The sequence below is a fragment of the Actinophytocola sp. genome (genome assembly GCF_035712165.1).
In the GTDB taxonomy this organism is placed as follows: domain Bacteria; phylum Actinomycetota; class Actinomycetes; order Mycobacteriales; family Pseudonocardiaceae; genus DASYTH01.
Map to the genome: position 1 here is coordinate 1 of NZ_DASTBH010000204.1, position 26,081 is coordinate 26,081.

26 protein-coding genes and 2 pseudogenes are annotated in these 26,081 nt (G+C 71.8%); 15 read left to right on the top strand and 13 right to left on the bottom strand.

Annotated elements, in window-relative coordinates:
- Positions 1-119, top strand: a 119-nt coding sequence (locus VFO68_RS11400; protein WP_325158219.1) for a DUF4439 domain-containing protein, incomplete at its 5' end; no start/stop codon positions are given.
- 17 nt (positions 120-136) lie between these two features.
- Here the strand turns inward: VFO68_RS11400 and VFO68_RS11405 are convergent.
- Positions 137-877, bottom strand: coding sequence for a hypothetical protein (locus VFO68_RS11405; protein WP_325158196.1), 741 nt, complete (start codon positions 875-877; stop codon positions 137-139).
- A 19-nt stretch (positions 878-896) separates the two neighbouring features.
- A complete protein-coding gene (locus VFO68_RS11410) occupies positions 897-1,916 on the bottom strand; it encodes an aminotransferase class V-fold PLP-dependent enzyme (protein WP_325158197.1) in 1,020 nt (339 codons plus the stop codon).
- 25 nt (positions 1,917-1,941) lie between these two features.
- Between VFO68_RS11410 and VFO68_RS11415 the strand changes: the two genes are divergently transcribed.
- Positions 1,942-2,355, top strand: a complete 414-nt coding sequence (locus VFO68_RS11415) for a YjbQ family protein (protein ID WP_325158220.1) — start codon at positions 1,942-1,944, stop codon at positions 2,353-2,355.
- On the opposite strand, the pseudogene VFO68_RS11420 reads toward VFO68_RS11415, so the two are convergent.
- Positions 2,296-3,321: pseudogene (locus tag VFO68_RS11420) on the bottom strand (ABC transporter permease); the annotation flags it as partial. The gene VFO68_RS11415 and the pseudogene VFO68_RS11420 sit on opposite strands and share 60 nt — an antisense overlap.
- A 93-nt stretch (positions 3,322-3,414) precedes the next feature.
- Between VFO68_RS11420 and VFO68_RS11425 the strand changes: the two are divergent.
- Entirely contained in the window at positions 3,415-4,110 is a 696-nt protein-coding gene (locus VFO68_RS11425; RefSeq protein ID WP_325158198.1) for an HAD family hydrolase, read from the top strand.
- Here VFO68_RS11425 and VFO68_RS11430 read toward each other — a convergent pair.
- A complete protein-coding gene (locus tag VFO68_RS11430) occupies positions 4,091-5,839 on the bottom strand; it encodes a proline--tRNA ligase (protein ID WP_325158199.1) in 1,749 nt (582 codons plus the stop codon). The two genes, VFO68_RS11425 and VFO68_RS11430, sit on opposite strands and share 20 nt — an antisense overlap.
- A gap of 101 nt (positions 5,840-5,940) precedes the next feature.
- On the opposite strand from VFO68_RS11430, the gene VFO68_RS11435 reads away from it, so the two are divergent.
- Positions 5,941-6,468 carry a CGNR zinc finger domain-containing protein gene (locus tag VFO68_RS11435; RefSeq protein WP_325158200.1) on the top strand — a complete coding sequence of 176 codons (528 nt, stop codon included), beginning with the start codon at positions 5,941-5,943 and terminating at the stop codon, positions 6,466-6,468.
- Between the two features lie 43 nt (positions 6,469-6,511).
- On the opposite strand, the gene VFO68_RS11440 is transcribed toward VFO68_RS11435, so the two are convergent.
- Positions 6,512-8,437, bottom strand: a complete 1,926-nt coding sequence (locus VFO68_RS11440) for a bifunctional aldolase/short-chain dehydrogenase (RefSeq protein WP_325158201.1) — start codon at positions 8,435-8,437, stop codon at positions 6,512-6,514.
- A complete protein-coding gene (mtnA, locus tag VFO68_RS11445) occupies positions 8,434-9,414 on the bottom strand; it encodes an S-methyl-5-thioribose-1-phosphate isomerase (protein ID WP_325158202.1) in 981 nt (326 codons plus the stop codon). Before mtnA ends, VFO68_RS11440 begins: the two co-directional genes overlap by 4 nt.
- A 48-nt stretch (positions 9,415-9,462) precedes the next feature.
- Here mtnA and VFO68_RS11450 point away from each other — a divergent pair, with 48 nt between their 5' ends.
- The 3 genes from VFO68_RS11450 to VFO68_RS11460 all read left to right on the top strand — a co-directional run bounded on the left by VFO68_RS11450 (position 9,463) and on the right by VFO68_RS11460 (position 11,731).
- Entirely contained in the window at positions 9,463-9,816 is a 354-nt protein-coding gene (locus tag VFO68_RS11450; RefSeq protein ID WP_325158203.1) for a VOC family protein, read from the top strand.
- 16 nt (positions 9,817-9,832) lie between these two features.
- Positions 9,833-10,573: a peroxide stress protein YaaA gene (locus VFO68_RS11455; RefSeq protein ID WP_325158204.1), complete on the top strand. Its 741-nt coding sequence runs from the start codon at positions 9,833-9,835 to the stop codon at positions 10,571-10,573.
- Between the two features lie 204 nt (positions 10,574-10,777).
- Positions 10,778-11,731 (top strand): serine protein kinase RIO, encoded by a 954-nt coding sequence (locus VFO68_RS11460; RefSeq protein WP_325158205.1) that lies wholly within the window; start codon positions 10,778-10,780, stop codon positions 11,729-11,731.
- 56 nt (positions 11,732-11,787) lie between these two features.
- Here the strand turns inward: VFO68_RS11460 and VFO68_RS11465 are convergent, their stop codons facing one another.
- Together VFO68_RS11465 and cobA are read right to left on the bottom strand one after the other, a co-directional pair.
- Complete coding sequence (locus tag VFO68_RS11465) at positions 11,788-12,426, bottom strand: copper resistance CopC family protein (RefSeq protein ID WP_325158206.1); 639 nt, start codon at positions 12,424-12,426, stop codon at positions 11,788-11,790.
- Positions 12,423-13,658, bottom strand: a complete 1,236-nt coding sequence (cobA, locus tag VFO68_RS11470) for a uroporphyrinogen-III C-methyltransferase (protein WP_325158207.1) — start codon at positions 13,656-13,658, stop codon at positions 12,423-12,425. The genes VFO68_RS11465 and cobA overlap by 4 nt, the downstream gene beginning before the upstream one ends.
- Positions 13,659-13,770: 112 nt before the next feature.
- Here cobA and VFO68_RS11475 point away from each other — a divergent pair, with 112 nt between their 5' ends.
- Positions 13,771-14,070 (top strand): hypothetical protein, encoded by a 300-nt coding sequence (locus VFO68_RS11475; protein WP_325158208.1) that lies wholly within the window; start codon positions 13,771-13,773, stop codon positions 14,068-14,070.
- 1 nt (position 14,071) lies between these two features.
- On the opposite strand, the gene VFO68_RS11480 is transcribed toward VFO68_RS11475, so the two are convergent.
- Positions 14,072-14,596, bottom strand: coding sequence for a winged helix-turn-helix domain-containing protein (locus tag VFO68_RS11480; protein WP_325158209.1), 525 nt, complete (start codon positions 14,594-14,596; stop codon positions 14,072-14,074).
- 318 nt (positions 14,597-14,914) lie between these two features.
- On the opposite strand from VFO68_RS11480, the gene VFO68_RS11485 reads away from it, so the two are divergent.
- A complete protein-coding gene (locus tag VFO68_RS11485; RefSeq protein WP_325158210.1) occupies positions 14,915-18,442 on the top strand; it encodes a carboxypeptidase regulatory-like domain-containing protein in 3,528 nt (1,175 codons plus the stop codon).
- A 76-nt stretch (positions 18,443-18,518) separates the two neighbouring features.
- Positions 18,519-19,430: a GAF and ANTAR domain-containing protein gene (locus tag VFO68_RS11490; protein WP_325158211.1), complete on the top strand. Its 912-nt coding sequence runs from the start codon at positions 18,519-18,521 to the stop codon at positions 19,428-19,430.
- On the opposite strand, the gene VFO68_RS11495 is transcribed toward VFO68_RS11490, so the two are convergent.
- Positions 19,431-20,171: an STAS domain-containing protein gene (locus VFO68_RS11495; protein ID WP_325158212.1), complete on the bottom strand. Its 741-nt coding sequence runs from the start codon at positions 20,169-20,171 to the stop codon at positions 19,431-19,433.
- Positions 20,172-20,356: 185 nt separating this feature from the next.
- Here VFO68_RS11495 and VFO68_RS11500 point away from each other — a divergent pair, with 185 nt between their 5' ends.
- The 5 genes from VFO68_RS11500 to VFO68_RS11520 all read left to right on the top strand — a co-directional run bounded on the left by VFO68_RS11500 (position 20,357) and on the right by VFO68_RS11520 (position 22,858).
- Positions 20,357-20,731: a DUF6292 family protein gene (locus tag VFO68_RS11500; protein ID WP_325158213.1), complete on the top strand. Its 375-nt coding sequence runs from the start codon at positions 20,357-20,359 to the stop codon at positions 20,729-20,731.
- A 28-nt stretch (positions 20,732-20,759) separates the two neighbouring features.
- Positions 20,760-21,062 carry a hypothetical protein gene (locus VFO68_RS11505; protein WP_325158214.1) on the top strand — a complete coding sequence of 101 codons (303 nt, stop codon included), beginning with the start codon at positions 20,760-20,762 and terminating at the stop codon, positions 21,060-21,062.
- A complete protein-coding gene (locus VFO68_RS11510; RefSeq protein ID WP_325158215.1) occupies positions 21,062-22,099 on the top strand; it encodes an SDR family oxidoreductase in 1,038 nt (345 codons plus the stop codon). The genes VFO68_RS11505 and VFO68_RS11510 overlap by 1 nt, the downstream gene beginning before the upstream one ends.
- 21 nt (positions 22,100-22,120) lie before the next feature.
- Entirely contained in the window at positions 22,121-22,339 is a 219-nt protein-coding gene (locus VFO68_RS11515) for a hypothetical protein (protein ID WP_414635487.1), read from the top strand.
- 105 nt (positions 22,340-22,444) lie between these two features.
- Complete coding sequence (locus VFO68_RS11520; protein WP_325158216.1) at positions 22,445-22,858, top strand: protein-tyrosine phosphatase family protein; 414 nt, start codon at positions 22,445-22,447, stop codon at positions 22,856-22,858.
- Here VFO68_RS11520 and VFO68_RS11525 read toward each other — a convergent pair.
- The 3 genes and pseudogenes from VFO68_RS11525 to VFO68_RS11535 form a co-directional block, all read right to left on the bottom strand.
- Positions 22,836-23,711: a hypothetical protein gene (locus VFO68_RS11525; RefSeq protein ID WP_325158217.1), complete on the bottom strand. Its 876-nt coding sequence runs from the start codon at positions 23,709-23,711 to the stop codon at positions 22,836-22,838. The two genes, VFO68_RS11520 and VFO68_RS11525, sit on opposite strands and share 23 nt — an antisense overlap.
- Before the next feature lie 61 nt (positions 23,712-23,772).
- Complete coding sequence (gene treZ / locus VFO68_RS11530; RefSeq protein ID WP_325158218.1) at positions 23,773-25,488, bottom strand: malto-oligosyltrehalose trehalohydrolase; 1,716 nt, start codon at positions 25,486-25,488, stop codon at positions 23,773-23,775.
- Positions 25,485-26,081 (bottom strand): annotated as a pseudogene (locus VFO68_RS11535) (malto-oligosyltrehalose synthase); the annotation flags it as partial. The gene treZ and the pseudogene VFO68_RS11535, both read right to left, overlap by 4 nt.

Consider the following 26,081-nt stretch of genomic DNA (forward strand, 5'->3'; position numbering starts at 1 on the left):
CGGACGTCCGCAAGGCCGCGCTGGAGGCGCTCACCGCCGCCGCGGTACGGGCCGCGCGGTGGCGCAGGACGGCCGGCGAAGCGAAGATCACGCCGGCCCTGCCCGGCCAACCCGGTTAGGGCCCGTCCGACCGGCCCTAAGCACCGATCCGGTCACCCAACAGGGTGGCGTCCACGCAGATCGCGTCCAGGATGTCCTCGTCCTTCTGCTTCTCGCCCTTGGCCGAACCAGGCGCGAAGTCGGACTCGACGATGATCACGTTCCGGTCGTGCTGGACCGCGTGGTACCCGCCGGCACCGGACAGCGAGGTCAGCGGCGCCACCTTCACCAGGCCCTCGCGCACCAGGTCCTTCACGTTGCCGGTGCCGTCCGAGTCGGCCAGCTCGCGCAGCTTGGCCGCGTTCTCCGCGGTGGGCATCCGGACCACCGACACGTTCGCGTAGACCTTGCGGCCGTCGGCGCTGGTCGTGGTGTACAGACCGCGGGTGAGCTGCTGGCACGGCGTGGTCTGCAGGAACTTCTGCACGTCACCGTAGGCGTGGTCGGCGCAGTTGCTGTCGTGCTTGGGCTCGGCGACCTCGGGCACCGCCGCGAACGTGAACTGACCGCTGGCCGGCTGCTCGCTCGGCTGGGTCTGGTTCTGCGTGGGCGTCGCGCCCTCGTCGTTGATGTACCACCAGATCAGGCCGGAGATCACCGCGACGGCGAGCAACCCCAGGCCACGCAGCACCCAGACCAGCACCTTGTTCTGCGGCTGGGGCGGCGGCTCGGCCTGGAACTGCAGCGGGGCGCCGCGCTGACGCAGGGGCGTGGTGTCCTCGCCCGGGATCGCACCGCCACGCCAGGGCGGCTGCCCAGCAGAATGAGGACCCGACACGGGGGCTCACCGTAATGGCTCAGCGTTGCCCGCTCAACGTGCGGACCACCACGTCCACGTCCTCCTCGGTGTTGTAGAGGTGGAACGACAGCCGGGTCCGGCCGGCCCGGACCGCCCCGACCACCCCGGCCCGGCGCAGCGCGGCGGCCGCGGAGTCCGGCAGTTCCAGCGAGATGATCGCCGAGTCCCCCGGCGGCCGGCCCAACCCGGTCAGCGTGGCGTTGGCCAGCCGCACACAGTGCGCCCGCACCTGCTCGAGGTCCAGATCGGCCAGCCAGGGCAGCGCCGCGGCGGCACCCACCTGGGCGAACCAGACCGGAGCCAGGTCGAAGCGCCGGGCGTCGCCGGCCAGCCGCAGCGGCAGCCCGTAGACGCTCTGCCACGGGTCCTCGCCGGCATACCAGTTGGCGGCGGCCGGGCTGGTCAGGTCGACGACGTCCGGGCGCACCGCCAGCCAGGCGGCGCCGCGCGGGGCCATCAGCCACTTGTAGCTCGCGCCGACCACCCAGTCGGCCCAGTCCAGCCGCAGCGGCAGCCAGCCCACCGCCTGGGTCGCGTCCAGCAGCACCCGCGTCCCGGACTCGCGCAGGGCGTCCAGGTCGGCGATGGCGCCGTCGGCGGACTGCACGACGCTGACCGCCACCAGGTCGTGCTGCCCGGCGGCCCGGACCAGATCCTCCGGCGCGACCTCGGTGACCCGCATGCCGCGCGCGGCGAACGGGAAGGTGACGCTGGTGAACTCCCCCGCCACGGTCACCACCCGGGTGGACTCCGGCAGGCCGGCGGCCACGAGCGAGATCATCTGGGACACGCTGGCACCGCTGCCGACGGTGGTGTGCGGGACGCCGACCAGCCGGGCCCAGGCCTCCCGGGCCAGGGCGACGTGCTTGTCGTACTCGGGCGGTTCGGCGGCTCCGGTGCGCCACCGGCCGACCGCCGTCGTCACGGCGTCGGCGACCGCGATGGGCGGGACGCCGACGCTGGCGGTGTTGAGGTAGCCGGTGGGGACATCGAAGGTCTCGCCGAAAGCGGTGCGCATGCCCGGGACGTTACGGTTCGACTTCGTGCACAGCAAAGAAATTGAGATCCGTACCGGCTCGCACGAGGTGGTCCGGGACATCTCCCGGGAGTGCGAACGGTTCCTGGCCGACGCCGCAGCCGGCGACGGCCTGCTGCACGTCTGGGTGCCGCACGCCACCGCCGGCCTGGCGATCATCGAGACCGGCGCGGGCAGCGACGACGACCTGCTCACCGCCCTGCGCCGGTTGCTCCCGCCCGAGGAGCCCTGGCGGCACCGGCACGGGTCGCCGGGCCACGGACGCGACCACGTGCTGCCGGCGCTGCTACCGCCGTACGCGACCGTTCCCGTGCTCGCCGGTCAACTCGCGCTCGGCACCTGGCAGTCCGTCTGCCTGGTCGACACCAACCGGGACAACCCGGTCCGCCGGGTCCGGCTGAGCTTCCTCTCCGGCGGTTGACCGGCGCGGCGGGACCAGCACCACGGCGAGACCCACGACCGCCATGACCGACAGCACCAGCACGCCGGTGCGCACGTCCGGCGCGGACGGGGTGCCGAGCAGCAGTCCGCGCAGTGCCTCGGTGGAGAACCGGAACGGGCTCCAGGACCACAGCAGCGCCCGGTAGGCGGGGTGCAGCAGTTCGGGGACGGTGCCGGCGACGGCGGGCGCGATCAGGTACAGCGGCGCGACGATGGCCATCGCGCGCAGCCGCAGCAGCCGGAACAGCGCGCCCTGGACCGCGGCGAAGGCCAGCCCGGTGAGCAGCAGGAAGCCGAGCACGCCGGCGGACAGGGGCAGCGTGTCGTCCCAGAGCGCGAAGAACCCGGCGACGACCGCCGTGCCGGCCAGGGTCACCGACACCGCCAGGACGGCGCGGCTGGTCACCCCGGCCCGGATGCCGCGCCGGGTGGTGACCAGGCCGAAGAACAGCGTGCCGATCATGCCGGCGATCCACAGCAGGGCGCTGCCGGCGAGCGGCGCGACGCGGCCGGCGGCGCTGGCCGGATGCACCATCCGCACCTCGGCGCCGCCCTGTCCGAGTGCCCGGCTGACCTCGGTGAGCACCTGCTGGGCCACCTGCGTGCCCTGCGGGTTGACCGCGCCGGACACGACGATCCCCACCGTCGGCGGGTTGCCCGGCGCGAGGTCGAGGAAGCCGTAGATCTCCTTGTCCTCCAGCAGGTCGCGGGCCGCCTCCGGGGTGGTCACGCGCCAGGAGACGAGGTCGCCGCCCTGTCCGGCGATCCGCTCGGCGGCGGCCTGCAGCGGTGGCACGCCGGCCGGCACCGCGACGGCCAGCGGAACCTCGTCGGGGTGCACGGTGGCCTGGGCGCCGAAGGTGAGCAGACCGATGACCACCGCCACGAGGGCACCGGCCAGGCCCATGATCACGCCGAGCAGCGACGGGTGGGGAGTGCGGCTCATCGGAAACCTTCCCTCGAAGTTCATCCTACGTTGAATTACGGTAGACCTGGCCGGACAGTAAGTCAACGCGCGTTTAATAACTACGATGGCGGCATGCTCGTGCTCTGGGACATCGACCAGACGCTGGTCGACTACAGCGGCGTCGGACGCCGGTGGTACGCCGAGGCGCTCAACAACGTCCTCGGTGTCGACCTGCTGCACATACCCGACTTCGCCGGCCGGACCGAGCGGGCGCTGGCCGCCGAACTGCTCGCCCTGCACGGCTCCCGAAACGAGGAGGAGGACGTCCAGCGGGTGTTCGCCGAGCTGATCCGGCTCGCCCGGGCCGACCGGCACGACTTCGCCACCCTCGGCCGGGCACTGCCCGGCGCCGCGGACATCCTGGCCGAGCTGTACGGGCGCACCGAGGTGGTGCAGTCCCTGGTCACCGGCAACCTGCCCGAGCTAGCCGGGCTCAAGCTGGAACCGTTCGGGCTGGACCGCTACGTCGACCTGGAGGTCGGCGGCTACGGGGCGCTCGCGGTGGAGCGGCACCACCTGGTGTCCGACGCGATGACCCAGGCCGCGGCCAAGTACGGCCGCCAGTACGCGCCGGAGTCGGTCGTGGTCGTCGGCGACACGCCTCGGGACATGCTGGCCGGGCGCCACCACGGCACGGTCACCGTCGGCGTGGCCACCGGCCGGTACGGCGCCGACGAGCTACACGCCGCCGGCGCCACCATCGTGCTGCCCGACCTCGCCGACACCGCCGCGGTGCTGGCGGCGATACTCAGCCCTCGACCAACCTGACCAGGTGCGCCACCGCGTCCGCCACCGCCACCTCGGTGCGCTCGCCGGTGGCCCGGTCCTTCACCTCGACCACCCCGTTGGCCAGACCCCGGCCGACCACCACGATCGTGGGCACCCCGACCAGCTCGGCGTCGGCGAACTTGACGCCGGGCGTGGCAGTGCGGTCGTCCAGCAGCACCGACAGGCCCGCGTCGTCGAGGTCGGCGGCCAGCCGCTCACCGCCGGCCCGGACCGCCTCGTCCTTGCCGGCGATCACGATGTGCACGTCCGCCGGGGACACCGCCCGGGGCCACACCAGGCCGGACTCGTCGTGGGACTGCTCGGCGATCACCGCGACCAGGCGGGACACGCCGATCCCGTAGGAGCCCATGGTGATCCGGATCGGCTTGGAGTCCGGGCCGAGGGCGTCCAGGCTGAACGCGTCGGCGTACTTGCGGCCCAGCTGGAAGATGTGCCCGACCTCGATGCCGCGGGCAGCGACCAGCGTGCCGTGGCCGTCCGGCGACGGGTCGCCCTCGCGCACCTCGGCGGCCTCGATGGTGCCGTCCGGGGTGAAGTCGCGGCCGGCGACCAGGTCCACCACGTGGTGGTCGAGCTTGTCCGCGCCGGTGACCCAGGCCGTGCCGGTCACGATCCTGGGGTCGACCAGGTAGCGCACCCCGTTGTCCTGCAGGCCCTTCGGACCGATGTAGCCCTTGACCAGGAACGGGTTCGCGGCGAAGTCGGCCTCGTCGAGGAGGGCCACCTCGGCCGGCGACACGGATGCCTCCAGCCGCTTGAAGTCCACCTCGCGGTCCCCCGGCACGCCGACGGCCAGCAACTGCCACTTGTCCTCGCCGGGAGCGCGGGTCTTCACCAGCACGTTCTTCAGCGTGTCGGCCGCGGTGAAGGTGCGGCCCATCCCGGCGGCGTTCAGGAAGTCCACCAGGGTCTCGATGGTCGGCGTGTCCGGGGTGTGGTGCACCTGGGCCGCCGGCTGGTCCGCGGTGGACCGCGCGGGCGGGGCCGGCGTGATCACCGCCTCCACGTTGGCCGCGTAGCCGGAACCGGTGCTGCGGACGAAGGTGTCCTCACCGGTCTCCGCCTCGGCCAGGAACTCCTCGGACGCCGAGCCTCCCATGGCGCCGGACATCGCGGAGACGATCACGTAGCTGATCCCGAGCCGGTCGAAGATCTTGATGTAGGCGTCCCGGTGCAGGTTGTAGGACCTGGCCAGGCCGTCGTCATCGAGGTCGAACGAGTAGGAGTCCTTCATCAGGAACTCGCGGCCGCGCAGGATGCCGGCCCGGGGGCGGGCCTCGTCCCGGTACTTGGTCTGGATCTGGTAGAGGATGACCGGATAGTCCTTGTAGGAGCTGTACTCGCCCTTCACGGTGAGCGCGAACAGTTCCTCGTGGGTGGGGCCGAGCATGTAGTCGGCCTTCTTGCGGTCCTTGAGCCGGAACACGTTGTCGCCGTACTCGGTCCAGCGGCCGGTCGCCTCGTAGGGCTCGCGGGGCAGCAGCGCGGGGAACTGGAGCTCCTGGGCGCCCATGGCGTCCATCTCCTCGCGCACGATCCGCTCCACGTTGCGCAGCACCTTCAGCCCCAGCGGCAGCCAGGAGTACCCGCCCGGGGCGACGCGGCGAACGTAACCGGCGCGCACCAGCAGCTTGTGGCTGGGCACCTCGGCGTCCGCGGGGTTCTCGCGCAGGGTGCGCAGGAACAGCGACGACATCCTGGTGATCACGGCAGACACTCCTCGTAACAGATGTGCGGGAAAGCGTAGTCACCTGATAGGCGCAGGCTCCAACGGGTTACAGGGTCATAACCGGTATCCTGACGTTGGAGGTGACGCTGGTCGTGGAAGAGGGGCCGCTGCGGCTGGTCCGCGAGTTCGTCAACACCCGCGACATCGAGGGCGGCACGGACGCCTTCGACAGCCCGGACGAACTGGCGAAATGGTTGCGCCGCAACGATCTGCTGGCGGCCGGCACCGCGGTGACGGAGGCCGACCGGGACCGGGCCGTCGAGCTGCGCGAGGCCGTCCGGGACCTGCTCGCCGGCCCGGACGAGCGGGCCGCCGAGGTGCTCAGCGGCGCCGCGCGCCGGACCCGGCTGCGGCCGCAGTTCTCCGCCACCGGCACCGTCCGGCTGGTCTCCGGCGCCACCGGAGTGGATGCCGGCGTCGGCGCCCTGCTCGCCGTGATCGCCGAAGCCATGACCGAGGGTCGCTGGCACCGGCTCAAGGTGTGCCGCAACGACTCCTGCCAGTGGGCGTTCTTCGACCTGTCCCGGGCCGGTGCGGGCAAGTGGTGCTCGATGGCCGTGTGCGGCAACCGCAGCAAAGCCGCCGCCTGGCGCGCCCGCCAGCGGTGACCGCTGAGCCGCCTCTCCGGAATTTGTGCAGTGGTCGCGCGACTTAGATCACGCGGTCGTTGCCGCCGTCTATGGGGATCTGGGCGCCGGTGGTGACGGCGAAGGTGTCCGTGCACAGTGCGACGACGACCCGGGCCACCGCGGCGCTGGTCACCTCGGTGCCGAGCAGGTTGCGGCGCTTGTACTCCTCGACGCTCAGGCCGTAGTGGGCGGCGCGTTCGGCGAGCACCTCGGGGGTCCACAACCCGGTGTCGAACACGGCGTCCGGGTGCACCACGTTGACCCGCACGCCGTCCGCCGCCCACTCCAGCGCGGCCACCCGGGCGAGTTGGGTCACCGCCGCCTTGGACGCCGAGTACGCCGCCGCGCCGGGGCCTGGGGCGGCCACGTTCTTCGACGCGATCAGCACCACCCTTCCGCCCCGGGGGGCGCACCTCAGCAGCGGATACGTTTCGGCGAGCAGCGTCGCGACGGCGTCCGCGTTCACCGCCATGGTCCGCCGCCAGGCCCGCGGCTCCAGGTCACCGATCCGCTGGGCGCCCGGGAACACGCCCGCCGAGGGCACCACGATGTCGATCCCCCCGAAGTGCTCCGTGGCCGTTTCGACGGCGGCCCGGACCGTCTCCGGATCGGTGACATCCCCCTGCACCCCGACGTCCGGCGCCGCCGTGAGATCCACCCCCAGCACCGCCGCCCCCGCGGCCCGCAACGCCTCGACGCACGCCCGGCCGATCCCCGACGCCGCCCCGGTGACCAGCGCCACCTGCCCGGTCAACGGGCCGGACACGCTGCCCCTGCGCAGTTTCGCCTGTTCCAGCTCCCAGTACTCGACCTCGAACAGGTCGGCCGGAGCCAGCGATCGGTACCCGCCGAGCCGTTCCGCCCGCTCGATGATGTCGATGGTGTGCGTGTAGATGTCCCGCGCCGCGTCGGCGTCCCGCACCGTCCGCCCGACAGCCAACATCCCCCAGTCCCGGTCGAGCACGACCCGCGGCGCCAGGTCGAGCATCGTCAGGTCCCGTTCGCCCGCGTGCCGCTGGAAGTACTCCCGGTACTCCCGCGTGAACGCGTCCAGATCCCGCCCGATCATCGGCACCGGCTTGGTCCGGATCACATGGTCCGGGGTGGCCGGCCCCTGCCCGGCAACGCCGGCCAGATCCTCCCTGTCCACAAAGGACATGACCGGTGCGGTGGCGTCCCGGCGCACGATCACCGGCGCACCCACCACAGTGGACACTTGCGCCCGAAACTCCGCCAGCCGCACCGGTTCCACCCGGGCTGCCGCCCGGGCGTCCGGCCGGGTGGGCACCCCCAGGTACTCCTCGGCCATACCGACCAACTCGACGTGCCGCCGGTAGGCCTCCCGGGTGTCCGCGCCGAAGGTGAACAGCCCGTGGTTCATCAACACGATGCCCACCGTCCGCTCCCCCACCCCGGCCCCGAACAACCCCGCGCACGCCCTGGCCAGCAGGAAACCCGGCATCACATAGGGAACGACCACCACCCGGTCGGCGAAGACGGCCCGCACCAGTTCGGGGCCCGCCACCGTGTTGGTCAGCGTCACGATCGCGTCCGCGTGACTGTGCAACACCGCGGTGTGCGGCAACAGCGCGTGCAGCAACGACTCCACGCTCGGGTCCGGCGCCGAGGAGTCCAACGACGCGCACCGCAGCTCGTTCATCATCTGCCGGTCGGACAGCCGCTCCACGGTGAGCAGTTCGCGCAACCTCCGCAACCGCAACGGCGCGAACCCCGCCGGCTCGATCGACCCGAGGTCCCACCCGCTCCCCTTCACCCACAGGACGTCGACCCGCTCCCCCGTCACGTCGGTGACCACGTCCTTCACCGAGGTGTTCCCCCCGCCGTGCAACACCAGTGACGGGTCGGACCCCAGCAACCGCGACCCGTACACCAACTCCGCCAGCGCCCCGGCCGGCGCGACACCCTCGTCCCAGCGGTCCCGGCTCACGGGCGTTCCCCCTTCGCCGGGTGGATCACCCGGTGCTCGGTCACGATGGCGGTCACCAGGTCCGCGGGGGTGAGGTCGAAGGCCAGGTTCAGCGTCGGCGTGCCGGCGGGCGCGGTCCGGATCTGTCCCATGTGGACGATCTCGGCGCCGTCCCGGATCTCGATCTCCACGTCCTGGCCGGTGGGGCTGTCCGGGTCCAGGGTCGACTCCGGGGCGGCGACCACGAACGGAATCCCGGCCCGGGCGGCGGCGAGCGCCAGCGGGTAGGTGCCAATCTTGTTGATCACATCGCCGTTGGCGGCGATCCGGTCCGCGCCGACCAGCACCGCGTCGGCCAACCCGCGGGCCAGGACCGACGGGCCGGCCGAGTCGACGACCAGGGTGTGTTCGATGCCCAGCCGGGCAAGCTCCCAGGTGGTCAGCCGGGAGCCCTGCAGCAGCGGCCGCGTCTCGTCGACGTACACCCGGCCGAGCGCGCCGCGTTCGTGCAACGCCCGCACCACGCCCAGCGCGGTTCCCCACTCGACGCACGCCAGTCCGCCGGCGTTGCAGTGCGTCTGCACGTTGAGCCGGGCGGCGCCGTGGGCGAGCAGCCAGTCCGCGCCGCGCGCCGCGAGGGCCCGGTTGGCGCGCACGTCCTCATCCAGGATGCCGAGGGCTTCGGCCAGCACGGCGGCGGGACCCTCGGGCAAACGGCGCATGGCCCGGTCGACACCCCAGGCGAGGTTCACCGCGGTCGGGCGCGCCTGTCGAAGCGCTTCGACCTGGCGGCGGCAGACGTCGGCCGGTTCCCGGGCCGCGAGCGCGGCCCCGAGCGCACCGGCCACCCCCAGGGCCGGCGCGCCCCGGATGGCCAACCGCCGGATCGCGTCGGTCAACTCCGCGACCGTGTGGATGTCCAGCATCCGCACGGCGTCGGGCAGCGCGGTCTGGTCGACCGCGACGATGTGGTCGTCCCGCCAGTCGATCGTGCGCACCGGGCCATCATGCCGGTTTTGTCGGTGGGCGCGTCTAGCGTGCGGCGCATGAGCATTCAGCTGGGCGGGGTCACGATCGACTGCGCTGACCCGCGCAAACTGGCCGTCTTCTGGGCCGAGGCGATCGGCGGAAAGATCAGCGACGAGTTCGGTGGCGAGTTCGTCTTCATCGGGACCGGCGAGGACCGGCCGTACATCGGGCTGCAGCGCGTGCCGGAGCCGCGGGTCGGGAAGAACCGGGTGCACGTCGACTTCGGGGCGGCCGACCGCAACGCCGAGGTGGAACGCCTCGTCGGACTCGGCGCGACCGTGGTCGGCGAGCACTCGGTGCCCGGTCTGACCTGGACTGTCTTACAGGACCCGGAAGGCAACGAGTTCTGCGTGGGGACGCAGGAGGGCTGACGTACGCTCGGCGACCATGCTGCTGTTGCTGCCGCCGTCGGAGACCAAGTCCGACGGCGGCACCCGTCCGCCGCTCGACCTCGACGCGCTGTCCTTTCCGGAGCTGACCACGCTGCGCGAGCGCCTGGTGTCGGCGCTGGTGACGCTCGCCGGGGATCCGGCGACGAGCCGCGCCGTGCTCGGCCTGACCGAGCGGCAGTCCGGCGAGGTCGCCCGCAACGGCGCGCTGCGCCGTTCGCCGACCCACCCGGCGATCGAGCGCTACACCGGCGTGCTCTACGACGCGCTCGACGTTCCCGGTCTGACCCGCGCCGAACGCGGCCGCGCCAGCCGCCGGCTCGCGGTCGCCTCGGCCCTGTTCGGTGTGCTCCGCGCGGATGATCCGATCCCGGCCTACCGCCTCTCCGGTGGCAACAGTCTTCCCGGCCTCGGCAGCCTGCGGTCCGTGTGGCACGCCAGCCTGAGCAAGACCCTGTCCACCGTCGACGACCTGATCCTGGACCTGCGCTCCGGGCCCTACGCCAACCTGGCCGCGATCCCCCACGCGATCACCGTCGCGGTGGTCACCGCCGACCGCCGCACCACGATCAGCCACGCCAACAAGGCCCACAAGGGCCGCCTCGCCGCCGCGTTGGCCCGAACTCCCCGCGAGCCCACCACCGTCCGCGCCGTCATCCGCGCCGCCGCCACCGCCGGCATCCGGCTCGACCATCCCGCCCCCCGAACCCTCCACCTGCTCACCGAGACAGCCGGTTGAGGACGCGCGAAATTGGGTTGCGGGCGGGGCCCGGGTGCGGGAGGGTGCCCGGAGCAGGTGAGGGTTTCAGGTGAGGAGGTGCCCATGTACGCGATTGTCGTGGATGTGGCATGCGCCCGTCCTGCCCCGCTTGTGAGTGCCGCGAGCTGAGGAAATCGCCGCGCACCGGTGGGGCGCACCCCTTCATTTGAGGAGAACCCACCAGTGCTTTCGCACGATTTTGATGACTTCGACGAGGATCGTGGCCGCCGGCGGCGTCGGCGGGCGCGGTTTGACGACGAACCGCAGCCGCAGCGGTCCGGGCGGCTGACCGAGGACGCGCGGCAGCGGCTCGCCGGGATGCGGGATGACGCGCTGACGGCGGAGACGGAGCTGCCGGCCGGCGCCTACCGGTGGTCCACCTGGCTCGACGGTGAGCAGGGCCCGCACCCGCGGCCGGACTGGCTGGTCACCGAGCTGGCGGCGGTGGACACCGATCTCGGCGTGCTCAAGACCGGCAAGGAGGCCGACGTCCACCTGGTCGAGCGCGCGGTTCCGGACACCGGTCAGTCCTGTCTGCTGGCCTCCAAGCGGTACCGCAGCAACGAGCACCGGATGTTCCACCGGGACGCGGGCTACCTGGAGGGCCGCCGGGTGCGCGAGTCGCGGCAGATGCGCGCGATGGTCAACCGCACGGCGTTCGGCCGCAACCTGCTCGCCGAGCAGTGGTCGGTCGCCGAGTTCGCGGCGCTGTCCCGGCTGTGGTCGATCGGCGCGCCCGTGCCGTATCCCGCGCAGCGCAACGGAACCGAGCTGCTGATCGAGTTCCTCGACGACGGCGCCGGCCGCGCCGCGCCCCGGTTGGCGCAACTGCGACCGGACGGCGAGGAACTGGCGCACCTGTGGGAACAGCTCACCGCCGCGCTGGACCTGCTGGCCACGGAGGGGCTCACCCACGGCGACCTGTCCGCGTACAACATCCTGGTCCAGGACGGTCACCTGATGCTGATCGACCTGCCGCAGGTCGTCGACGTGGTGGCCAACCCGCGCGGCCCGGAGTTCCTGGCCAGGGACGTGGCCAACATCGCCGGCTGGTTCGCCGCCCGCGGCCTGCCGGACCGCCTCGCCGATCCGCCCGCCCTCACCGAACGCCTACTCCACACCGCCGGCATGGTTTGAATGTCCCGCCACTCCGGAGTTTTGTGCGGTTGTTGCGATCCGGGGAACTGTGCTGCCTAACTCTTCGGGTCGGGCGGGGCGGAGTCCGGCTCGGTGTCGGTGTCGGGGTCGGCGTCTGGATCGGTGGTGCTGCGGTTGCGCATCAGCAGCAGGCCGGCGACGAGGAGGATGACCAGTCCGCCCAGCAGCCACGCCCACAGCGGGACGCCCGTGTCGGTCTCCTCGGAGGCCGGCGCGGGTGCGGGCGCCGCCGTTGTCGTGGTCGGCGCGGCCGTCGTCGTGGGCGCGGCGGTGGTGGTGGTCGTGGTGGGCGCGGCGGGAGTCGTGGTGACCGCGACCGCCATCGTGAAGTCCACCGTGCCGGTCACGTCGTCGCCGTCGTCCGACTTCACCTTGTAGGACAACACGTACGGGCCGGCGGGGCCGACCGGCTGCACCGGCGCGTTCACCACGGGGCCCTGCACGGAAAGCTGACCCACGGCCCACTGCACGCCCGACGGCCCGGCCACCCGGACCTCGAGCGGCGACACCGCTTCGTTGAACGTCAGCGTCACCAGCGCCGGGGGTGCGCTGAGCGTGGCGCCCTTCGCCGGGCTGCTGCTGATCAGCTCGGCGTGCGCGAAGGCCGGGGTGGCGACGGCGAGCATGGTCAACCCCGCCATGGCCAGCGCCGTGGTGGTACGCCGGAGAATCATGGGGCGATCCTGCCAGCCTGGCCGGACAGCGCGGCCACCGGGCCGATCACGATCACGGCAGGCGGCCGGATGCCCTGGTTCGCCACGTCGGCCGCCACCCGGTCCAAAGTGGACCGCAGGGTGCGCTGGTTCCGAGTGGTGGCGTCCTGCACCACGGCCACCGGAGTGTCGCCCGCCCGCCCGCCGGCCAGCAGTGCCTCGGCGAACCGCGCGACCCGCTCGACGCCCATCATGATCACGATCGTGCCGGACAGCCGGGCCAGCGCCGACCAGTCGGTCAGCGAGTCCTCCGGTCCGACATGGCCGGACACCACCACGACCTCGTGCGCGACGCCGCGGTGGGTCACCGGCACCTCGGCCACCGCCGGCCCGGCGAAGGCGCTGGTGACCCCGGGCACCACGGTCACCGGCACGCCCGCCTCGGCGCAGGCGATCAGCTCCTCGAACCCGCGCCCGAACAGGTACGGGTCACCGCCCTTGAGCCGCACCACGAACCGGCCGGCCCGGGCGTGCTCGACGATCGTCGCGTTGATCGCGTCCTGGCTGGCCGCCCGGCCGTACGGGATCTTGGCGGCGTCCACCACGATCACGTTGGGCGCCAGCTCATCCAGCAGTTCCCGGGGCGCCAGCCGGTCCGCGACCACCACGTCCGCCCGGGCCAGCAGCCGCCGGCCGCGCACGGTGATCAGCTCCGGGTCACCCGGCCCGCCGCCGACCAGCGCCACCCCACCGCCACTCCGGGCCGCGGGCGCCTCGGTCGCGCCATGATCGGCCACTCGGCCCTCGCGCAGCGCGTCCAGCAGACCGTCACGCACCGCGGCGGAGCGCAACGGCCGGCCCCCGGACAGCACCCCGATCAGCATCCCGTCGTGCTCCCCGGTGGCCGGGGTCACCGCACTCCCGCGCTCCCCGGCGTCGGCGCGCACGCAGAACACCCGCTCCCGGTCGGCGTCGGCGGACACCTCGGCGTTGACCGCCGGATCGCTGGTGCAGCACAGCACGTACCAGGCGGCCGCGAGGTCGCCGCCGGCGTAGCGGCGGGCATGCCAGGTCAGCTCGCCGGCGTCCACCATCGCCTGGACGGCGGGCGTCACGCTCGGGGAGATCAGCTCCACCCGTGCGCCGGCCGCGACCAGCCGGGGCAGCCGCCGCTGCGCCACGGTGCCGCCCCCGACCACCACGACCCGCCGCCCGGCAAGATCCAAACCAGCCAGATAGTGCTGCTCAGCCATGGGGCACAGCATGCCTGGCGGCTCGCGGGCCGCCGGCCGGGCGGTCGGCCTGCCCGATCGACCGCCCCCTGGCCCGCTGACCGGCGCCGCGAACCGGGGTTCGATCGGCGGTATGACCGCAATGTTCGAGTTCGCCGGGGGCGAGCTGTCCGTGTACCCGACCGGCGAGGACACCGAGATCAGCTTCGAGCTGTTCAACGTGGGCGACGAGGTCGGCAAGGCCGAGGTCGGCGTCGAGCTCGACGGTGGCTACATCGCCAGTTGGACGTCGGAGGAGATGCACCCGGGCTACGGGGACACGCCGAAGATCCTGGTGGGACAGATCACGCCGGGCACGCACGAGGCGCTCGTCTACGTCAACCCCGGTTCCGGCCAGAACGACCACCTGCGCACGGTGTTCGTCGCCGAATAGTTCAGGCCGGGTCCGGGCTGCCGGCCACCACCAGCCGGTAGCCCACCCCGCGCACGGACTCCACCTGCACGCCCGGCGCGGCGGCACGCAACTGCCGGCGCAGCCGCTTGACCGCCGACACCACGGCCTCGATGTCGCCGAGGTAGGGCCGCTCCCAGACATGCGTGGTGAGCTCGGCGAAGGTCCACACCCGGCCGGGGTCGCGGGTCAGGGCGAACAGCAGGTCGAACTCGCGCGCCGACAACGGCACCGGGCTGCCCCGCCAGGTCGTCTCGCGCAGATCGGCGTCCATCCGCAGCTTGCCGAACTCCACCACCCGATGGGTCGGGATCGGTTCGCTCACCGGCGCAGGCGGCATCAGCTCCCGGCTGGCCAGCGCCGCCCGCAGGGCCTCGGTGTCGGGCAGGTACAGCACGGCGATCCGGCCACCGGTCGCCTTGGCGATCGCGGCGATCTCCTCCGCGCTGGTACCCACACAGAGCACCAGTGGCACGTTGATCGTGTCGAGCACTCCTCGTGCATCCACGTGCCACCTCCGTACATACCCGCCTACCTGCGTGATCGAACGAGTAGTCAATTCGTTACTGGTTTCGGGCAGATCACGGGCAGTGTTGGGGTGATTACCACTCAAAGCCGCTGGTAACCGTGAAAAAGACCCTGCTGCGACCGGATACCGCCCGCTTCCAGTCCGTGACCGGACCGTCGCAATCCTGGAGCGTGCAATCCGTACCCGTAGTGACTACCGCGCTACGGGTGGGGCGCACGTGCGGCCACACGGCAGGCCGCACGGGAACGGAGGATCGACCGCATGTCACGACGACCTCACACCCGCAGACGAGGCCGAATGCTGCTCGGCCTACTCACTGCGGTTCTCGCCATGCTGGGCGTGTTCGTCACGCCCGCGACGGCGGCACCACCACCGGACACGTCGGCCGCCAAGATCGAGCAGGCGGTGACCACCTCGCTGGCCGCCAAGGACAGCGCCGACTTCTGGGTGATGTTCGGCCAGACCGCCAACCTGGCATCCGCCTCGGCGATCAAGGACTGGTCGGCCCGCGGCACGGCCGTGGTCGACTCGCTGAAGCAGACCGCCGACGCGGCACAGAAAGAGGTGCGCGCCCAACTGGACGCGCAGAAGATCAGCTACCAGTCGTTCTTCATCGTCAACGCGATCAAGGTGAAGGCCGGCACCACGGCCCTGGCGCAGTCGCTGGCCAAGCGCGGCGACGTCACCGGGATCCTGGCCCCGCGCACCTACGAGATCCCCAAGTCGATCCCCGGCAAGGCGCAGACCAAGATCGATACCGTTGAGTGGGGCATCGCCGCGATCAACGCCGACGACGTGTGGTCCACGTTCGGCGTGCGCGGTGAGGGCATCGTCGTCGCCAACATCGACACCGGTGTCGAGTACACCCACCCGGCGCTGGTCGGCAAGTACCGCGGCAACACCGGCGGCGGCACCTTCAACCACAACTACAACTGGTTCGACCCGTCGAACGTCTGCCCGTCCCCGGCGCCCTGTGACAACAACGACCACGGCACCCACACGATGGGCACGATGGTCGGCGACGACGGCGCCGGCAACCAGATCGGTGTCGCCCCCGGCGCCACCTGGATCGCCGCCAAGGGCTGCGAGTCCAGCAGCTGCTCCGACGCCGCCCTGCTCGGCTCCGGCCAGTGGGTGCTCGCGCCGACCGACCTGTCCGGCGCCAACCCGCGGCCGGACCTGCGGCCGAACATCGTGAACAACTCGTGGGGCGCGGGCGGGTTCGACCCGTTCTACAAGTCCACGGTGCAGGCCTGGCGGGCGTCCGGGATCTTCCCGGCGTTCTCCAACGGGAATTCTGGACCGGGCTGCAACACTTCCGGCTCCCCCGGCGCCTACACCGAGACCTACGCCTCCGGCGCGTTCGACATCAACGGCGCGATCGCCGGCTTCTCCAGCCGGGGCGCCGGCGAGGGCGGCATGATCAAGCCCAACGTCGCCGCCCCCGGCGTCAACGTCCGGTCCTCGGTCCCCGGTGGCTACGACGCCTTCAACGGAACATCGATGGCCTCCCCGCACACGGCCGGCACGGTGGCCCTGATGTGGTCGGCCGCGCCGTCGCTGGTCGGTGACTTCGACCAGACCGCCGCGCTGCTCAACGGCACCGCGACCGACACGTCCGACCTCAGCTGTGGCGGCACCGCACAGAACAACAACGTGTGGGGCGAGGGCAAGCTCAACGCCTTCGCCGCCGTGGACCAGTCCCCGCGTGGCCCGGTCGGCACCCTCACCGGTGTCGTGACCGATGCCGGCACCGGCGCGCCGATCAGCGGCGCCAGCGTGCAGATCACCGGCCCGAGCAACCGGAGCCTGATCACCGGCGCCGACGGCCGCTACAGCAGCACGCTGCCGGTGGGCAGCTACTCGGTGACCGCGTCCACGTTCGGCTACGGCTCCGCCACCGCCTCGGTGACCATCGCCGAGGGGCAGACCACCACGCAGGACTTCGCGCTGTCCCGGGTCACCAACGGCACCGTCAGCGGTGTCGTGCGCGACGCGGCCGGCGCCCCGGTGGCCAACGCGACGGTGGAGATCCTCGGCACGCCGATCGCTCCGGTGCAGACCGGCGCGGACGGCTCGTACTCCATCCCGAACGTTCCGCTCGGCACCTACCAGGCCAAGGCCTCCGCTGGTGGCTGCTACGACCAGCAGACGCAGGCCCTGAACGTGACCGGGAACGTCACGCTGAACTTCACCATCCCCAACCGGCGTGACCTGTTCGGCAACTTCTGTGTGCTCGAGGGGACGAACTACGTCGAGGGTGACACCCCGGTGGCGCTCACCGGCGACGACGCCTCGACGCCGGTGACGTTGCCGTTCGGCTTCTTCTTCTACGGCCGGACGTACAACACCGCCTTCCTCAACACGAACGGAGCGCTGAACTTCCTGGCGGCGAACTCCTCCTTCTCCAACACCGCCATTCCGTCGACGTCCGCTCCGAACGCGGCGATCTACCCGTTCTGGGACGACCTGTTGCTCGACTCGTCGAGCCGGGTGTTCAGCAAGACCTCGGGTACCGCGCCGAACCGGCAGTTCGTCATCGAATGGCGCAACGCCATGTTCTTCGGTGGCGCCAGCTCCTCGCGGATCGACTTCGAGACGGTGCTGAACGAGAACGGTGAGATCGTGCTGGCCTACCGCGGCCTCGACCCCGCTCAGGGCCGGGAGACCGGTAACTCGGCCACCGTCGGCATCGAGAACGAGACCGGCACCGACGCCCTGCAGTACTCGCTCAACGCCTCGACCCTCAACGACACGCAGTCCATCCGGTTCAAGCTGCCGCCGCACGGAGTCCTGACCGGCACGGTCACCGACTTCAACGACGGTCTGCCGGTGGCGGGCGCGACCGTCGAGGTGCTCAAGGGCACGGACGTGGTCTCCACCGCGACCACCGGCGCCAACGGCGTCTACGCCCTGAACCTGCTGGCCGGCCAGTACGACGTCCGGGTCGGCAAGCAGCTCTACACCAGCGTCACCAGTTCGGTCACCGTGACCGACGGCGCGACCACCACGCACAACGTCGCGCTGCACACGCCACGGGCAGTCCTCACGGGCGGGCCGCTGGTGTTCCTGGCACAGGCCGGTCAGCTCCGCACGGCCACGCTCAACCTGGCCAGCACCAGCGAGCTGGATCTCGAGTACACGCTGACCAGCAGCGCGTCGTGGCTGTGGACGGTGCCGGGTTCGGTCACCGTGCCGTCCGGCAGCACCCAACCGCTGACCGTCCGGGTCGACCCGGTCGGCCTGCGGCCGGGCGTGTACCACGCGACCATCGACCTGGAGACCAACGCCGGCCGCACTCCCACCCTGAGTGTTGCCGTCACGCTGGTGGTTCCGGCCTTCCGCAAGGGTGTCGACGCCGGTGGCACCGGCGCCTTCACCGACACCAACGCCGACGCCTGGGTCGCTGACCAGGCCTGGGCGCCGGGTGGCTTCGGCTACATCGGTCCCGGTTTCGTGGAGACCTCGAACCGGGCGATCGCCGGAACCGACGACGACCGGCTGTACCAGAACCAGCGGTCCGGCATGGCCGGCTACCGGTTCGACAACCTGCCGGCCGGCGTCTACCAGGTCGAGCTGGATTTCGCTGAGCTCCGGGCGGGCTTCGGGCCGGGCCGGCGGGTCTTCGATGTGATGCTCAACGGCACGATGGTGCTGCCGGGCTACGACATCGCGGCCGCGGTCGGCACGTTGACCGCCGACCGGCGCACGTTCTTCGTGACCGTGCCGCAGGGCGGGACCGTAGAGGTGTTCTTCGGCGCCCGTCAGGGAAAGCAACTGCCGGTGATCAACTCGCTGCGGGTGACGCACCGTCCTGACCGGTAAGGAGTAGCGGGAACACGCGGGTGGGGTAGTCGCGAGCGGCTACCCCACCCGCCGTTTCAGGGCCTAGATTGCCACCATGCAGGAATGGTCGGACATGGACCTGGCCCAGATGTTCGCCCAGACGGCCAAGGTGCTCGCCACGCAGGACTCGTTCGTGGGAACGATCGAGGACATCGTGGCGATGGCGGTCGCGGTGGTGCCCGGGGTGGAAACGGCCGGCCTGACCCTGGCGCGCAACGGGAAGATCGAGACGCCGGCCGCGACCGACCAGCTCGCCGTCGCCACCGACCTGGCCCAGTACGAGACCGGTGAAGGTCCGTGCCTGCAGGCGGTGTGGGACGACCGGATCCTGCGGGTGGACGACATGGCCACCGAGACCCGCTGGCCGAAGTTCGCCGAGCGGGCCGACCGGCTCGGGGTCGGCAGCATGCTGGCCTGCCACCTGTCCAGCGAACGCGGCTCCCTGTCGGCGCTGAACCTCTACGCGCGCACCAAGCACGCGTTCACCGAGCAGTCGATGAGCCTGGCGCTGGTGTTCGCCACGCATGCCACGATCGCGCTGGAGGCCGCGCGGCTGGAGTCCGACCTGCGTGCCGCCGTGCAGACCCGGCAGGGCATCGGGCAGGCGGTGGGCATCCTGATGGAGCGCCACCATCTCACCGCCAAGCAGGGGTTCGACCTGCTGGTCCGCACCTCGCAGAAGCTCAACGTCAAACTGCGCGACCTGGCCGAGATCGTGGCGACCACCGGCATCGACCCGGCGCAGACCCGGGACCTGGCCCAGCTGGCCGGCAGCGGCCGGGCCGAGCCCGGCAAACCCCAGGATCCCGAGGCCCAGCGGGCCACCGCCGAGGCGCACGACGCCATCGCCGCCCTGTACGAGGAGCGTGCCGCCGCCAGCCGCTCCGCCGCCGAGGAACTGGTGCGCCAGGCCGCACAGCACCGCCGGGCCGCCGACCACGCCCGCAGCCAGACCACCCCGGGCTAGCTAACGGCGCAGCACGGCCCAGACGACCTTGCCGCCGGACAGCATGGGCGCGCAGCTCCACGTGTGGGCCAGCTTGTCGACCAGCACCAGGCCCAGCTGCACGGCCGTGGTCAGGTCCGGCTCGACCATCCGGACCAGGGTGTCGTCGTCGTCGTAGACGGCGACGGTGAGGGTCGACTCGCCCTGTTCCAACCGCAGCCGCGGCTCCGACCCGGTGTGCCGGACGGCGTTTTCGACCAGCTCGCTGGCGATCAGCACGGCGTCCGGCAGCAGGCCCGGGGAGCCCCACCGGTGGCAGGTCTCCTCGACGAACTGCCGGGCGACGCCCACGCTGGCCGCGCTGTGCGTCAGCTCGATCAGGGTGCGGCGCCGGTGCGGCGGCGTGGTGAGCCCGCCGAGCGCCTCGCCGATGCTGGCGAACACCGGCACGAACCGGCTGACCGAGTTCTTGCGCAGCCGCAGCCGGTCCAGCTTGCGGGTGGCCACCAACACGATCGGGACCGCCGGCCAGCCCGAGACCTGCACACACACCGAGGAGAAGACCACCAGGGCCGAGTCGGTCGGGACCCGGAGTCCCTCCATGTCGACCACCACGGCGCGGGGCAGCTCCAGCGCGCTCTTGAGCAGGGCGTCGCGCAGGTGGCTGTAGGTCGCCAGGTTCAGCTCACCGTGCGGCCGCACGACCGTCGCACCCTCGTGGAGGGTGCGGTCGATCTCGAGCAGAGCCGGCACGCCCGTCATGAGTACCACCATGAGACTTGGAGCCAATGTTCGTGTCCTACCCCGGCCGCAACCGCCCAAATCGTGACCAGATCGGAGGATTAACCGTGGCTCGGCTGGGGTACAGGCCGGTCAGGGCGAGAGGTGGTGGGCGAGCGGTGAGCATGGGGCCTGTTGGGGCGGCCGCACGGGGGCTGTGCCATTACGTGTCAGCGGTCTGCCGGGAGCTGGGTGTGGGCCCGGAGGCGAGCTGCTGGGAGCTGGACGACCGGGCCACCGCCTACATCGCCGTCGACGGCCGGCTGCCCGGCTACCCGAACCACGACCTGGCCCTGACCTGGGACGAGGAGAACGGCTGGGCCGCGGCGCTGGAGACCCGCTGCGGCGACGACATGATCATTCTCAGCTACCTGGGCGGCGACGTCCTCCCCGCGCCGCACGCGGTCGCCCACTTCGTCGCCGAGCTGCGCGCCGACGAGTACCCCGGCCAGCCCGATCCGCCCGCACTGCGCGCGGCCTTCGCCGACGACGGGTTCAACGCCCGGCTCAGCGCTCTCGTGGGAGCACCCCTGAGCGTGTAGACGCGCGGCTGGGGGGAAACCGGAACGCATGCTGCGTATAACCCCCGAAGCCGGGCTCGCCATCAAGCGGCTCGCGGACGAGCAGGGCGCGCCCACCGACGGCGGACTGCGGGTCGAAGCGCTTCGATCCGACGGCGAGCCGGACTACTCGATCTCGGTCGCGACCATGCCGGACCAGAACGACCAGGTGATCACCGAGGAGACCACCGGTGCCCGCGTGATGCTCGACTCGCTGACCGCCGAGCTCACCGACGAGGCGATCCTGGACGTGGACGACACGGTGGAAGGCACCGCCCGGTTCCGGGTCAAGTCCGGCCGGAACGGGAGTTGATGACCGTGGACCGCATAGTCGTGACCGGGGCAACCGGAAACGTGGGCACGAGCGTGATCGAGGCGCTGAGCGCCGATCCGGAGGTCGGCTCGATCGTCGGGGTGGCGCGCCGGAAACCGGAGTGGACCGCGGACAAGACCACCTGGCACACCGCCGACGTGCTGACCGACAACCTGGTCGAGATCTTCGCCGGGGCGGATGTGGTGATCCACCTGGCCTGGCAGTTCCAGCCGACCCACCAACCGGTGACCACCTGGGAGGCCAACGTCCTGGGCAGTGTCCGGGTGTTCGACGCCGTCGCCGCGGCCCGGGTGCCGACGCTGGTCTACGCCTCGTCGGTGGGCGCCTACTCCCCCGGGCCCAAGGATGTGCCGGTGGCGGAGAGTTGGCCGACGCACGGCTGGCCGGACGCCGCGTACACCCGGGAGAAGGCCTACATCGAACGGGTGCTGGACAGCTTCGAACTGGCCCAGCCGGACGTCCGGGTGGTGCGGATGCGGCCCGGGTTCCTGTTCAAGCGGGAGTCGGCCAGCCAGCAGCGCCGGCTGTTCGCCGGCCGGCTGCTGCCGGTCCGGCGGCTGCGCCCGCCGATCGTGCCGGACCTGCCCGGACTGCGGTTCCAGGCGCTGCACACCGCCGACGCGGCGCAGGCCTACGTGCTGGCCGCGCGCAGCGACATCCGCGGTCCGGTGAACCTGGCCGCCGACCCGGTGGTCGATCCGGTGCTGCTCGCCGAGTGCCTCGGCGCGCGGGTGGTGGCGGCGCCGGCCTGGCCGGTGCGGATGGCGTTGTCGGCGGCTTGGCGGCTGCACCTGGTGCCGGCCGCACCGGGACTGTTCGACGCGGTGCTCCGGCTACCGATCATGGACTGCACCCGGGCGCGCACCGAGCTGGGCTGGACCCCGCGGCAGACCTCCCGGGCGGCGATCGCCGAGTTCCTCGGTGGCCTGCGGGACGGCGCCGGGATGGACACCGCGCCACTGCATCCAGAAAGTGAAACGGCGGTTTCGGACGAGGTGATCGCGGGTAGTCGCTGAATCCCTACAGCTTGCGAGGAGATGACCATGTTGCCCATCACGGTCGACCAGCTCGTCACCGCCCCGCACGACGTCCTGGTCGAGGATCCGGCGCTGCTCCGGGCCCGGCGGGCCCACGCGACCAGGGCGGTTGCGTCCGCGGCCCACGATGCGGCGGACTGCGCGTTGTTGCTCGAGGCACTCGGGTTACGTCCGGAAGAGGGCATCGCCGAACCTCCCGCGCCGCGCACCGGCAGCTGAGGAATCCCAGGTGGTGAGAACCGGCTGAAGATTGCGTGATAGGAAAGCCGGGTCAGTTCGGCACGGCATTTGGGGGACATCACGGCTCGGCTCACTGGGGCGATCATGCTGCCGGACGGTTCGTGGGTGCGCGGCCGGGGACTGCGCAACCCCGCGCCGGCCGGCGAACCGCCCGAATACGGCCTCTATCTGGGCAGTGCCCGGCTTCGCGGCCGGCACGACGCGGATCTGACCTGGCCCCACGACTGGCTGGACTGGCCGGACTTCCGGCTGCCGCGCGACTCCGGCGCGGCCATCGCACACATCCGGGCGCTGCACGACCGCGCCCGGGCCGGCGAGCGGGTCGAGGTCGCCTGCGGCGGCGGGATCGGCCGCACCGGCACGGTCATCGCCTGCCTCGCCGTCCTTGCCGGGGTTGCCCCCACCGGGGCGGTCGACTGGGCCCGCGCGCACTACCGGCCCCGTGCCGTCGAGACTCCCTGGCAACGGCGCTGGGTCAGCCGGTTTCCGTCCAGCTGATCTTCGCGTGGTAGCGCCGGCGCAGGTCGAGGGCGAGCCGGTGGCGCGGCAGGACGGCGCCCGGCCGCAGGACCAGGCACACCTGGCGGTACTCCTCGACCTGGTCGGCCTGCCTGCGCAACCAGATCAGCCGTCTGCCCGGGACGGTGTTGGTCTGCCGGGCGAAGCTGAGCGCGAGCCACCGACCCGCCTCCGGGTCCAGGCCGAGCCGCCAGGCGAGCTCATTTTCCGGCACCCTCATCGGGGTCTCCGGCTCCGGCCGCGGTAGCTCGCCCAGCGCGTAGTACCGCTCCTGGACCGTGGTGAACTCGTCGGTCCGGTCGCCCCGGACGGGATACCAGAAGTCCCTGGCTCCCCTGGTGTCCGAGATGTCCCACAGGAAGTCGCGCACGTCCTCGACGAACGGCAGCCACTCCCGCCGGTTGACCTCGGCCTGCACCCGGGGCACCGCCCGGGCGACCACCGCGACCGCCTCCTCGTGCGCTCTGGCCGCCCAGCGCCGGCAGTCGTCCGCGCGGCCGAGCAGGCCGAGGACCATGCCCAGTTCGGCGGCGATGTGGGCGCGCACGGGATCCACCTCCGGATGGTTGCCGTAGGCGAGGAACAGCGCCGCCCGGGCCTCGTCCAGATAGACCCGCCGCTGCGGATCGTCGTCGCCGGCCTCGGCGGCGTCGGCGATCAGGACCCGCGCCTGCCGCCACGGCCCCTCCCGCAGCCGGCGCACGCCGTCCTCGATGCCCGCCAGGCGCTTGAGCTGCTCGTCCTGCACGCCGAGCAGCTTCAGCAGCAGGGCCCGGCTGCCGGCGACGGTGACCTCGGCGGCGACCCCGGTGGCGATCTCCAGCAACGGCATGCGGTGCGCACCCCCTCCGCTCACTGAGAATGATCGGTCGGGCGGGCCGCGGCGTGTCGGATCAGAACACGCTGACGATGGCGAACGAGGTGGGCGGCAGGGTCAGGGCGTGCCCGTCGTGCCCGGCTGCGGCCGAGCTGAGCAGGATGCCGGAGACGACCCGGTCCAACAGCACCGTGACCGGGGCGTCGCCGAGGTTGCCGGCGACCCGGAGTGACCCGCGGTGCAGGACCAGCCACGGGTGGTCCGGGTCGGAGTCGACGGTGAACTGGTCGAGCCGGGGATCGGCCAGCGCGGGATGGGTGCGGCGCAACCGGATCAGGGCGCGGTAGGTCTCGAACACCTTGCGGTGTCTCGGAACGGTCAGCTCATCCCAGCGCAGGGTGGATCGCGCCACCGTCTCCGGATCCATCGGGTCGGGGATCTCCGCCTCGCCCCAACCATGTTCGCCGAACTCCCGGCGCCGCCCGGTGCGCACCGCCTCGGCCAGTTCCGGGTCGGGGAACGAGGCGAAGAACTGCCAGGGCGTTGCGGCCGCCCACTCCTCCCCCATGAAGATCATCGGGGTGTACGGCGAGCACAGCAGAATGGCGGCCCCGCACAGCATCCGTTCCGGTGCGACGGTCGCGGTCATTCGGTCGCCCACCGCGCGGTTGCCGATCTGGTCGTGGTTCTGCAGGAAGCAGACGAACCGGTAGCCGGGGATCCGGCTGGGATCCACCGGCCGGCCGTGCGTGCGCCCCCGGAACGACGACCAGGTGCCGGCGTGGAAGTACGCCGAGCGCAGCGTCCGGGTCAATGCCCCGCGCGCGCCGAAGTCGGCGTAGTAGCCGTGCGTCTCCCCGGACAGCGCCACGTGCAGCGCGTGGTGCACGTCGTCGCTCCACTGCGCGGTCAGCCCGTAGCCGCCGGCCTCCCGGGACGTGATCAGCTTGGGGTCGTTGAGATCCGACTCGGCGATCAGCGCCAGCGGGCGGCGTAGCCCGGCGGCGAGCGCGTCCACCTCGGCGGCCAGTTCCTCCAGCAGGTGCACCGCGCCCCGGTCGGCCAGCGCGTGCACCGCGTCCAGCCGCAGCCCGTCGAGGTGGTAGTCACGCAGCCAGCCCAGCGCGTTGTCCAGCACGTACCGGCGGACCTCGTCGGAGTCCGGCCCGTCCAGGTTGAGCGCCGGGCCCCAGATGTTGCTGCCGGAGAAGTACGGCCCGAACCGGTCCAGGTAGGCCCCGGACGGCCCGAGGTGGTTGTAGACCAGGTCCAGCAGCACGCCGAGCCCGCGCGCGTGGCAGGCGTCGACGAACCGCTTGAACCCGTCCGGCCCGCCGTACGGCTCGTGCACCGCACCCCAGGCCACACCGTCGTAGCCCCATCCGGCCGTCCCGTCGAAGGCGTTCACCGGCATCACCTCGACCAGGTCGACGCCGAGGTCCACCAGGTGGTCGAGTCGCTCCACGGCGGCGTCGAAGGTGCCTGCCGGGGTGAACGTTCCGATGTGCAGCTCATAGATCACGCTGCCGGGCAACGCCCGCCCGGTCCAGCCGGCATCGGTCCACTCGAACGCAGCGTGGTCGTACCGCCGGGACAGTCCGTGCACACCGTCCGGCTGCCACCGGGACCGCGGATCAGGCAACGGCTTCTCGTCGTCGTCCAGCAGAAACCCGTAGTCCACACCGGAGAAGTCCCCGGTCCACCAGCCCCGCCCGTCCTTGCTCAGGTCCTGCACGGCACCGTCACCGACCAGCCGCACCCGCTCCCGGTGCGGCGCCCAGACCGAGATCACCGGTCCTCCCGCAGCAACAGCGCAACCGGATACCGGCCCAGCACATCGGCCAGCCGCGACGAGGAAACCTCCGTACGGGTCAACAGATCGACCCAGGTGCCCGGCAGCGCGAGCCTGGTCTCCCCCCACCCGCCGGACCGGGCCAGACCCAGCGGCAGCCGGGTGGCCACGGCCACCAACCGGGCATCCCGCGCGAACGCCACCACGTGCCCGGACGCGACTCCTTCCGCGGACACCGGCCGGTAACCGGCGAACAGCTCGGGCCGGTCCCGGCGCAGCCTCAACACTGTGCGCACCACGTGCAGCTTCACCGTCCCGGACTCGTCGATCTCCGGCAGCCAGCCCGACTCCAGCCGGTCCAGTACCGCCGCCCGCTCGGCGAAGTCCACCGGCCGCCGGTTGTCCGGGTCGACCAGGGACAAATCGAACAGCTCGGTTCCCTGATATATGTCCGGAATCCCGGGTGCGGCGAGCTGCAGCAGCTTCTGGCCGAGCGAGTTGGACCAGCCGGCCGGCCGGATCCGCTCGACGAACGCCGCGACCTCGGCGGACAGTTCGGGATCGCCGAGCACCGCCGCCGGCCAGGCCGCCAC